At 67.9% G+C, this 9,850-nt stretch carries 8 protein-coding genes; 4 read left to right on the forward strand and 4 right to left on the reverse strand.

Going from position 1 to position 9,850, the window contains the following annotated elements; all coding sequences use genetic code 11:
• The first annotated feature begins 184 nt into the window (after positions 1 to 184).
• Positions 185 to 1,321, forward strand: a complete 1,137-nt coding sequence (locus WBL06_RS01555) for an NAD(P)/FAD-dependent oxidoreductase (protein ID WP_424454214.1) — start codon at positions 185 to 187, stop codon at positions 1,319 to 1,321.
• A gap of 286 nt (positions 1,322 to 1,607) precedes the next feature.
• Here WBL06_RS01555 and WBL06_RS01560 read toward each other — a convergent pair whose 3' ends face one another.
• Positions 1,608 to 3,284, reverse strand: a complete 1,677-nt coding sequence (locus WBL06_RS01560; protein ID WP_424454215.1) for a formate--tetrahydrofolate ligase — start codon at positions 3,282 to 3,284, stop codon at positions 1,608 to 1,610.
• Between the two features lie 57 nt (positions 3,285 to 3,341).
• On the opposite strand from WBL06_RS01560, the gene WBL06_RS01565 reads away from it, so the two are divergent.
• Together WBL06_RS01565 and WBL06_RS01570 are read left to right on the forward strand one after the other, a co-directional pair.
• Positions 3,342 to 4,385, forward strand: coding sequence for an NAD(P)-dependent alcohol dehydrogenase (locus WBL06_RS01565; protein WP_424454216.1), 1,044 nt, complete (start codon positions 3,342 to 3,344; stop codon positions 4,383 to 4,385).
• A gap of 1,267 nt (positions 4,386 to 5,652) precedes the next feature.
• Positions 5,653 to 6,600: an HAD family hydrolase gene (locus tag WBL06_RS01570; protein ID WP_424454217.1), complete on the forward strand. Its 948-nt coding sequence runs from the start codon at positions 5,653 to 5,655 to the stop codon at positions 6,598 to 6,600.
• Between the two features lie 8 nt (positions 6,601 to 6,608).
• Here WBL06_RS01570 and WBL06_RS01575 read toward each other — a convergent pair whose 3' ends face one another.
• On the reverse strand, positions 6,609 to 7,586 hold the full coding sequence (locus WBL06_RS01575; RefSeq protein WP_424454218.1) for a Gfo/Idh/MocA family protein: 978 nt from the start codon (positions 7,584 to 7,586) through the stop codon (positions 6,609 to 6,611).
• A gap of 4 nt (positions 7,587 to 7,590) precedes the next feature.
• Positions 7,591 to 8,175 (reverse strand): RBBP9/YdeN family alpha/beta hydrolase, encoded by a 585-nt coding sequence (locus tag WBL06_RS01580; RefSeq protein WP_424454219.1) that lies wholly within the window; start codon positions 8,173 to 8,175, stop codon positions 7,591 to 7,593.
• Between the two features lie 17 nt (positions 8,176 to 8,192).
• On the opposite strand from WBL06_RS01580, the gene WBL06_RS01585 reads away from it, so the two are divergent.
• A complete protein-coding gene (locus WBL06_RS01585) occupies positions 8,193 to 8,831 on the forward strand; it encodes a LysE family translocator (RefSeq protein WP_424454220.1) in 639 nt (212 codons plus the stop codon).
• A gap of 37 nt (positions 8,832 to 8,868) precedes the next feature.
• Here the strand turns inward: WBL06_RS01585 and WBL06_RS01590 are convergent.
• A partial coding sequence (locus WBL06_RS01590) for a molybdopterin-dependent oxidoreductase (protein ID WP_424454221.1) occupies positions 8,869 to 9,850 on the reverse strand: 982 nt, incomplete at its 5' end.

The raw sequence follows: 9,850 nt of genomic DNA on the forward strand, positions 1-9,850 counted from the left end.
CGACATCGACAACGAGCCCATCCCGCCAGCACACACCAGCGCTCGACGCGGGGCCAGCGTTTCGCGAGCAGATCCCAAATGAGGCACGCACCCCATTACGCGAGCACTATAGGTGAGTCTCGTCGTCTGCTTGAAGGATGACGATCGGGCGATATCGTGAGGCGGTGCGCGACGAGCGCGCGCCGTGGTAGCGACCGCAGCACAGAACTTCGACCTCATCGTCGTCGGGGCGGGCCCCGCGGGCTCGGCCGCGGCATTGGCAGCTCTGCGCGAGCGACCCACCGCGCGCGTACTGATACTCGACCGGGCGCCCCTCGGCCGCGACAAGACCTGTGGCGACGGGATCGGGCCCGATGCTGTGACGGAGTTGACACAGCTCGGCTTGACGGAGCAACTCCGCCCACAGGAGCGGGTCTCCCGCTTTCGACTGGTCGCCCCCTCGGGCGTGGAGATCCTCGGCGTTGCGCCGCTGCCCGGCTATGTCGTTCCCCGACGCGAATTCGATCTCCGACTTATGTCAGCGGCGATCGCCGCCGGCGCGATCTTTCAGCAGCACGCGGTGCATGAGATACATCAGAATGAGCGAGACGTCGCGGTGGACGGCCGGTGGAGCGCGCCGGTGCTGATCGGAGCGGACGGGGCCAACTCGACGGTGCGCAGAGCCGCCGGAGAGCCACGCAATCGGGGACGGCACCTGGCCGTGGCAGTCAGGGGCTACGTGGCCGCAGCCGACGGACTTGACGAACTTTATATCCGGTGGGATCCAGTTCCCGGTGACGGACTCGGCTATGCCTGGGCTTTTCCGACAGCACGGGGAATGGCGAATGTGGGCTACGGCACGGCTGCTGAGGGGGTCAGTAAGGCGCACCTGGTGAAGAGGGCGAGCGAACTCCTGCCGGCATTCGCGATCGAATCCACTCGCATGACCGGTCACCTGCTGCCCCTGTCCACTCGCATGCCCCGGCTGGCCGTCGGGCGAATCCTGCTCGTCGGAGACGCGGCCAGTCAAATCAACCCCCTCACGGGCGAAGGCATCTTTTACGCGCTCGCCTCGGGAGCGCTCGCCGGACGCGTCGGGATAGCCGACTCCGACGCCGGAAATGCCTATCCACGAGCCCTGCGGAAGAGATTCGGCCGCCAACACCGACAGTTGCGCGCGCTCTATCCATTGATCGACCGGCCTCGTGCCATCGAAGCCACGGTGCGAGCCTGTGCCCGGGACGAGCGGTTGTTCCAACGGGTGCTTGCCGTGGGGCTCGGTGACGCAACGTTCAACATCGCCGACCTGGGGCGCTTCGCCGGTGCCATGCTTCGACGCTGATTCGAACTCTCGTCCCCCTGGCGGCCCGGTCGCGTCAAGGAGCAGCACCGTCCAGGCGGCTTCCCAGGGCCAGGCGTGGGGCAGGTGCGGGCGGAGTCATCGATCGAGTCTGCCCCGGCCACCATCCCCGCAACGATCGCCTCGACTTTCAACCCCGCGTTGGCGCCCCTGTCCGTGGGGACGCTCAACCGACGCGAGGGCAGCCCTGGCGGCAGGGAAAAGCTTGCGCCTACGAGATGCCTTTCGTTTCAGGCGAGTGTTGTTCTCGGGCATCGGTGGATCCAGGCTACGACAGCCCGGTGATGTTGCCGTCGGCGTCGATGTCGATGCGCTCCAACGCCGGGCGGGCGGGCAGGCCGGGCATCGTCATGATCGTGCCGGTGAGCGCGACGACGAAGCCCGCGCCGGTGCGCGGGATGACGTCACGCACGTGGATCACGAAGCCTTCGGGGGCGCCCAGCAGCGTCGCGTCGTCGGAGAAGGAGTACTGCGTCTTGGCGATGCAGACCGGAAAGCGGCCCCACCCGTTGCGTTCGATCTCGGCGATCTTGCGCAGCGCCGTGGGAGCGAACTCGACGTCGTCGGCGCGGTAGATCTGCCGGGCGACGGTGCGGATCTTCTCGACGATCGGCAGGTCGAGGTCGTAGAGGTGGTGGAAGGTCGACGGCTGCTCGATCGCGGTGAGCACGGCTTCCGCCAGCGCGTCGCCGCCCGCACCGCCCCCGCCGTTGGCCCAGACATCCGCGATCGCTGCGGCAACACCCGCGTGCTTCGCCCAGGCCAGCACCCGCTGCCGCTCCTCGTCGGTGTCGGTCGGGAAGGAGTTGATCGCCACCACGGGCGTGAGACCGAAGCGGCGGATGTTCTCGACATGGCGGGCGAGGTTCGGGATGCCGCGGTCGACCGCATCCGCATCCGGTGTCGCGAGGTCGGTCAGCGCCACACCGCCGTGCATCTTGAGTGCGCGGATCGTCGCGACGAGGACGACCGCGTCGGGGGCGACATCCGCGACCCGGCTCTTGATGTCGAGGTACTTCTCCGCGCCCAGGTCGGCTCCGAAGCCCGCCTCGGTGACGACGACCTCCGCGAGCGAACGGGCGGCCGTCGTCGCGACGACAGAGTTGCAGCCGTGGGCGATGTTCGCGAACGGGCCACCGTGCACGAGCGCCGGGGTGCCCGCGATCGTCTGCACGAGGTTGGGGCGGATGGCGTAGCGCAGCAGCGCGGTGAGCGCCCCGGCCGCGCCGAGGTCGGCGACGGTGACCGGGCGTCGATCCGCGGTGAAGGCGACCGTGATCGCCGCGATCCGCGCCTTGAGCGACGCCAGGTCGGTCGCGAGGCACAACGCCGCCATCACCTCGGATGCCGCCGTGATGTCGAAGCCGCCCTCGCGCGGCACGCCCTCGGTCGGCCCGCCGAGCCCGAGCACGACGTCGCGCAGCGCGCGGTCGTTGACGTCGAGCACCCGGCGGAACGTCACGCGCCGCGGGTCGATGCCGAGTGCGTTGCCGTGATGAAGGTGGTTGTCGACGATCGCTGCGAGCGTGTTATTCGCGCTGGTGATCGCGTGGAAGTCGCCGGTGAAGTGCAGGTTGATGTCTTCCATCGGCAGCACCTGGGATCGGCCACCGCCGGCGGCACCACCCTTCATCCCGAGCACCGGACCGAGCGAGGGTTCGCGCAGAGCGACGATCACGCGCCGACCCGTTCGGGCGATCGCGTCCGCGAGGCCGACCGACATCGTCGTCTTGCCTTCACCGGCGGGCGTCGGGCTCATCGCGCTGACCAGCACGAGTTTCGCCCGTCCGCCCGGCGGGAGTTTCGAGATGTCCACCTTGGCGATGTGGCGCCCGTATAGCTCGATCGCCTCCCGCGGGATGCCGGCGGCATCGGCGATGGACTCGATGGGCTGAAGGGTCGCCGCGCGGGCGTAGGCGAGATCATCCATCGTCGACTCTGACATGACCACATCGTGGCCGACCGGAAGCGCGAGGGCTAGTGCGGCGCCTAACGTGGAGGGGTGCTGACTGTCACGGCCTACGCCGCCGCTTCCCCTACCGCCGACATCCTTCCCACCACAATCGAACGTCGAGACGTCGGGCCGGCCGACGTTCTCATCGAGATCGCGTATGCCGGAATCTGCCACTCCGACATCCACACCGTGCGTGGCGACTGGGGCGCGCAGACCTACCCGCTCACCGTCGGCCACGAGATCGCGGGCGTCGTGTCGGCGGTCGGGTCGGGCGTGACGAAGTGGGCCGTCGGCGACCGGGTCGGCGTGGGCTGCATGGTGAACTCCTGCCGCGAGTGCGTCAATTGCCGGGCCGGGCTCGAGCAGTACTGCGAGAACGGAAACGTCGGCACCTACGGCATCGTCGACCGCGACGGCACCGTCACCCAGGGCGGCTACTCGACCCACATCGTGGTCGACCAGGACTTCGTGTTGCGCATCCCGGAGGCGATCGACCTCGCGGTCGCCGCTCCGCTGCTGTGCGCGGGCATTACGACCTACTCGCCGCTCAAGCACTGGAACGCGGCCCCCGGCCGCAAGATCGCGGTCGTCGGGATGGGCGGGCTCGGCCACATGGCGGTGAAGATCGCCCACGCGCTTGGGGCCGACGTGACGGTGCTGTCGCAGACGCTGTCGAAGGAAGCCGACGGGCGGGCGTTCGGGGCGACGCGCTACTTCGCGACGAGCGACCCGGCCACCTTCGCCGAACTGAAGAACGAGTTCGACCTGATCGTCAACACCGTGTCGGCCGAGATCGACATGCGGGCCTACCTCTCGCTGCTGCGACTCGACGGAGTGCTCGTCAACGTCGGGGCTCCGCCCGAGCCGCTGCCGGTTCCGGTGTTCGCCCTGTTCGGCAACCGCCGGTCGTTCGCGGGCTCGAGCATCGGCGGCATCCGCGAGACGCAGGAGATGCTCGACTTCTGCGCGGCGCACGGCGTCGTGCCCGAGACGGAGCTCATCGCGGCCGACCAGATCACTGAGGCCTGGCAGCGCGTGCTGAAGTCCGACGTGCGCTACCGGTTCGTGATCGACGTCGCGACGATGGCCTGAGCCCCCATCAGGAGGCGGTCGCAGCCCGTCGCGTCCGCCTCAAGGCCACCTGGTTGCGGTCAAACGCACCGAGGCGCCGCGCCGATTTAGCGGGCGAGCGGCGCCACTGCGTGATAGAGCTTCAAGAGATCCTCCGCTAGCGGATCTTGGTGGCCCTCGAGGAAACGCGACATCCCGCGAACCTCCGCCAATGCTTCGCGTGCAGCAGCTAGCTCCTGCGGTGTGGGTCCGAGATCTCCCGGATCATCGCCCACGCTCGTCCGGATATAGGCACTGGCCCGGGCGCGGAGCTGCTCGGCTTGGTGTTGAAGGTGTTCGATCTGCCCCAAGGTCTTGCGAAGGTCGCGCTCAGCACTTCGGCGGCAGTCCTCGCTGTGAAAGTCCCGGGGTCTGCCCGGCCCTGGAGTGCGAAAGAACTGTTCGTCACAACGCGGGTTCGCACAGGTAGCCTGTTGGGCGCTGAGAGCCGGATTGGCATCCAAGTCCCGCAGCTCGACGAGGTCACGAGATGCAGCCATCAGGGCCCTTCGGATCGTTTATCCGCGCGATATTGGAAGCTCCAGACTACTGGTAGCACCTGCCCCAGAGGCAGCGGGCGCGCCGCGTGGGTCCAACGCCACGCCGGATCGATGCAAATAAATCGGCGCGAAACTCTTCGGCGCGACACTTGTGGCATGAGGATCGACCGAGTTCGCGATCGGGGCGCCGAGCGACTGAACACCGTGGGCGGCTCAAGCGTTGCCGGTCTCACACGTGCGTCGGGTGTGGAAAGTTCGACTCGGCTGCCGCGAGGACTGACATCACGCCTTGGCAGCGGCCGCTGCGCAAGTCGCCGTAGTTCGGTCGGGGGCCGGGCCTATGCTGCCGCCATGGCGACCACCAGCACGACTGCAGAAGCTCAGGTACATGGCGCGGGAGTCGCTTCCTGCAAGCGATGGCGAGAATTTGGAGAGGCGCCCGAGCTCCTGCGGTGGAAGGACTTTGTGGACGAGGTCGGTATCGAGACGTGGAATGTCGCGGCCGTCGGAGAAGCCGTTGTCCTCCGACATGCATATGCAGTCGAGTGCATCGTGACCACTGCCCCGAACTGGCATCTCCTCCAGGAGAACGTCACTGCGCTCATCCACCGGGGTTGGATGGTCACGGTCGTCACGCCGCTGAGCTCGATGGGCCACGCTCACGAAGAGCTGCGAGGCACTGCTGCGCGCATACAGGGTTGGTGGACCCGAGAGTCGGACTATCTATTCAGTCCGCAAGAGATCGCTTAATGCCACCCGCCCTCAACGCGCAGAACGTCATCGCGTTCGTATGGGATTTTGACAAGACGCTTACGCCCGGGTACATGCAGCAACCCATCTTCGATGCATACGGCATAGATGCACACGAGTTCTGGGGCGAGGTTAACGCCCTCGTGGACCACTTTCAGGAGCGCGGCCTGAAAGTATCCAAGGACACGGCCTATCTCGGCCACATGCTGACCTACATCGACGGCGGCCCCTTCGAGGGACTGACCAACGCTCGCCTGCGAGAGCTGGGGTCGCTGGTTCCACTGGCCCCCGGCATGCCTGAATTCATGGAGCGAATGCGAGACCTCGTTCGGGCCGACGAGCGGTACGCGCACCACGACCTGAAGGTGGAGCACTACATCGTTTCCACCGGCTTGCGCCAGATGATCGAAGGCAATCCGATCTTTGAACACGTCGACGGGGTCTGGGCGTGCGAACTCTTGTCAGACCCGCCGGGACCGGGATACCTGGAGACGCTCGGGCGCGTGGAGCTGAGCGACAAGCTCACGCAAGTGGGGTACGTGATTGACAACACGACCAAGACGCGCGCCATTTTTGAGATCAACAAGGGGGTCAACGTCGAGCCCGCGCTGGACGTCAACGCTCGGATGGATCCCGACGAGCGCCGCGTTCCGGTCCAGAACATGATTTACATCGCGGACGGTCCCAGCGACGTTCCGGTGTTTTCGGTTGTCGGGCGAGCCGGTGGCGGCACGCTCGGAGTTTGGACGGACGCCGCGAACTACGAGAACGTTCGTCGGCTAGAGGCCGATGGACGCGTGAACAGTATTGCCAAGGCCGATTATTCCGAGGGCGAAGCCGCGGACATGTGGTTGAGTTCCTCGCTACGCAGCATTGCTGATCGCATCTGCGATGCACGAGATCGCCGGCTGCAGGGTATTGCCGCACCCGGCGGTCACGTTGTCTAGGGGCCGCGTCAGCTCGGGTAGTTGAGCCCGATCTGGCGGCGGATCTCGTCGAGCGTGGCCATGATGGCGACGGTCTGCGCCGGCGCCAAGATGTCGCCCTCGAGCTTTCCCGACGCGACGATGCGCTCCAGTTCGGCCGCCTGGAACTGCATGCCGCGGCCCGGCTCGCGCGCGTCGAACCGCTCGACGACCTCACCCTCCGCGTCGTAGCGGGTGAAGGCCGTCTGGTTGTACCAGACCGACTCGATCTCGATGCGACCCTGCGTGCCCACGATCGCGGCGCGGTTGGGGCCGGTGCCGTTCATCTGGGTCTGCAGCACCGCATGGGCACCGTTCGGGTAGCCGAGGATGATCGCCGTCTCGAGGTCGACGCCGGTGTCGGTCATCGTGGCGTGGGCGATGACCGTGTCGGGTGCGCCGAGAACGTCCCAGGCGAACGACACCGGGTAGATGCCGAGGTCGAGCAGCGCACCGCCGCCGAGCTCCGGTCGGATGAGGCGCGCGATGTGGTCGATCTTCTGGTCGTGGTCGGCGAGTACGGTGCGCACGTCGCCGAGCTGCCCTTCGGCGAGGATCTCGCGGATGCGCACCATGTGCGGCAGCCAGCGGGTCCACATCGCCTCGAGGATCACGAGGTTCTTCGACGCCGCGAGATCGACGAGTTCTTGTGCCTGCGCGGCATCCATCGTGAACGGCTTCTCGACCAGCACGTGCTTGCCGCCCTCGAGCACGATGCGGGCGGCGGCGGCGTGGGCGGGATGCACGGTCGCGACGTAGACAGCGTCGATGTCGGGGTTGGCTGCCAGCTCCTCGTAGCTGCCGTAGGCGGTCGGCACCTTCATCTCGTCGGCCCACGCCCGCGCCTTGGCGAGGTCACGCGCTGCGACCGCGGCCACCGTGAAGCCGTGCAACTGCATGTCGGCCACTTGGGCTTTGGCGATGCCGCCCGCGCCGAGGATTCCCCATCGAAGTCCGCTATTCGTCATACCTTCAGCTTGGCATCTCTTCGGTGGCGAGCGTCCACTCCAGGATGCGCGGCCAGGGCCCGAAGCCCGAGTCGGGGGTGAGGTGGCCGCCGCCGTTCACCAGCTCCACCGGGATCGACGGATCAATCTCGTACGCCGCGCGAACGCCCCCAGGCGAGTAGGGGTCGTCCTCGCCCTCGAACACGATCTGCTCGACACCCGGCAACGGCGCGATGACCGGCGGGTGGTCGATGAACGCTTCGACGACCGTCGAGCGCAGCACGTCGGGCGCGGGGATCGCGGCGAGCGCGAGGCGCGTGACGAGCCCGGGCGAGTCACTCCGGGCGAGGCGGGTCAACCAGAGGGATGCCGCCAGGCTGTGGGCGAGTAGCGTCACGGGGCGCTCTCCGCGGGTCACCAGCTGGTCGAGTGCTGCGAGCCAGGTGTCGAGGTCGGGGGTGTCGGGGTCGGGCAGTTGCGGGTAGTCGACCTCGGCGCCGCGGGCGGTCAGCTCGTCGAAGAGCCAGTGCTCCCAGTGGTCGGGGGGACGGCGGTTCTCCCAGCCGTGGAGGATCACGAAGCGGTTCTGCATCCCTCGATCGTTCTTCATCGGAGTACCGTGGCGCCATGCTTCCACTGCCAAATCTGCTCGCGTTTCTGGCAGCCGCGATCGTGCTCGTCATCATGCCCGGCCCGACCGTGCTGTTCGTCGTCGGCCGGTCGCTCGCGCTCGGCCGCCGCGGCGGGCTGCTCAGCGTGCTCGGCAACGCGATCGGCATCGTGCCGGTGATCGTCGCCGTGTCGTTCGGTGTCGGTGCGATCATCACCCAGTCGGTCGTCGTCTTCACGACCCTCAAGTTCGCCGGGGCCGCCTACATCGTGTTCCTCGGGGTGCAGGCGATCCGGCACCGCAAGCGCACCGCCGAGACCATGGCCGCGGGGGTGGCGCCAAAGTCGACGCGGCGGATGCTCGGGGAAGGGTTCGTCGTCGGCATCACGAACCCCAAGACGATCGCGTTCTTCGTCGCGGTGCTGCCCCAGTTCGTCGCGCCCGAAGCGGGGTGGGTGCCCGGGCAGATGCTGCTGCTCGGCGGGATCTTCCTCGTGCTCGCGCTGCTCAGCGACGGCGCCTGGGCGCTCGCCGCCGGGTCGGCCCGCGACTGGTTCGCCCGATCCCCGAAGCGCATCGAGCGGCTCGGCGCGACCGGCGGCGTGATGATGATCGGCCTCGGCGGCGTGCTCGCTGTTACGGGGGCGAAGGACTAGGTCTCGCGGCGTGGTCTCGACACGCTCGCTGCGCGGGCTACTCGACCACCGAGACGGTGACGGTGTGGTGGCCGGTCGCGCCGTCGGGGGCGACCGGAGCGAAATCCGAGGTCTGCACCTCGCCGTCGGCACTCGTCGCCCGCACCTTGAGCATGTGGGCGCCGGGGTCGGCATCCCAGCGGTAGCTCCACTGCACCCAGGTGTCGGTCGAGATGGCGGACGCGAGCTCGGCATCCTGCCACGGGCCGTCATCGATCGACACCTCGACGCCCGCGATACCGGTGTGCTGGTGCCAGGCGACGCCGGCGACGACGACCTCACCCGCCGACACGTCGCTGCGTGGCACGTCGATGCGCGACGAGATCTTCACCGGGCCTCGGGCACTCCAGCCCCGGTCGGTCCAGTAGGCGCGGGCCTGGTCGAACCGGGTGACCTGCAGATCGACGACCCACTTCGTCGCCGACACATAGCCGTACAGGCCGGGCACGACCATGCGCACGGGGAAGCCGTGCTCGAGCGGCAGCGGCTCGCCGTTCATGCCGATCGCGAGGATCGCGTTGCGGTCGTCGGTGAGGGCCTCGAGCGGACTCGACGCGGTGAAGCCGTCGGAGCTGCGCGAGAGCACCATGTCGGCCTCGCTCGTCGGCTTCGCGCGGGCCAGTAGTTCGCGGATCGGGTAGCCGAGCCACAGCGCGTTGCCGACGAGCTCGCCGCCCACGGGGTTCGAGACGCACATCAGCGTCGTGTGGCTCTCCTCCAGCGGCAGGGCGATGAGTTCGTCCCAGGTGAGCTCGAACTCGTTCTCGACGAGCCCGTGAATGCGCAGCCGCCACTCGGCGGGGTCGAGGTTGGGCACCTGGAGGGCGGTGTCGATGCGGTAGAAGTCGGCGTTCGGCGTCACGACCGGCGCGAGTCCGCGGATGCCGAGCTCGGCACCCGCAGGAACGGGTGGGGCCGCCACGGCCGGGGTGGGCAGCCGGAAGGTCTCGCGCACGGCGGTGACGACGCGCGCCCCGGCC

It is taken from the genome of Pseudolysinimonas sp. (assembly GCF_049651805.1).
Classification (GTDB): domain Bacteria; phylum Actinomycetota; class Actinomycetes; order Actinomycetales; family Microbacteriaceae; genus Pseudolysinimonas_A.

Bases quoted from the DNA above. Each gene is read 5' to 3' on its own strand.
- WBL06_RS01585 (WP_424454220.1), top strand. From the start codon at position 8,193: ATGCTTCCACTGCCAAATCTGCTCGCGTTTCTGGCAGCCGCGATCGTG.
- WBL06_RS01580 (WP_424454219.1), bottom strand. From the start codon at position 8,175: ATGAAGAACGATCGAGGGATGCAGAACCGCTTCGTGATCCTCCACGGC.
- WBL06_RS01575 (WP_424454218.1), bottom strand. From the start codon at position 7,586: ATGACGAATAGCGGACTTCGATGGGGAATCCTCGGCGCGGGCGGCATC.
- WBL06_RS01560 (WP_424454215.1), bottom strand. From the start codon at position 3,284: ATGTCAGAGTCGACGATGGATGATCTCGCCTACGCCCGCGCGGCGACC.
- WBL06_RS01570 (WP_424454217.1), top strand. From the start codon at position 5,653: ATGCCACCCGCCCTCAACGCGCAGAACGTCATCGCGTTCGTATGGGAT.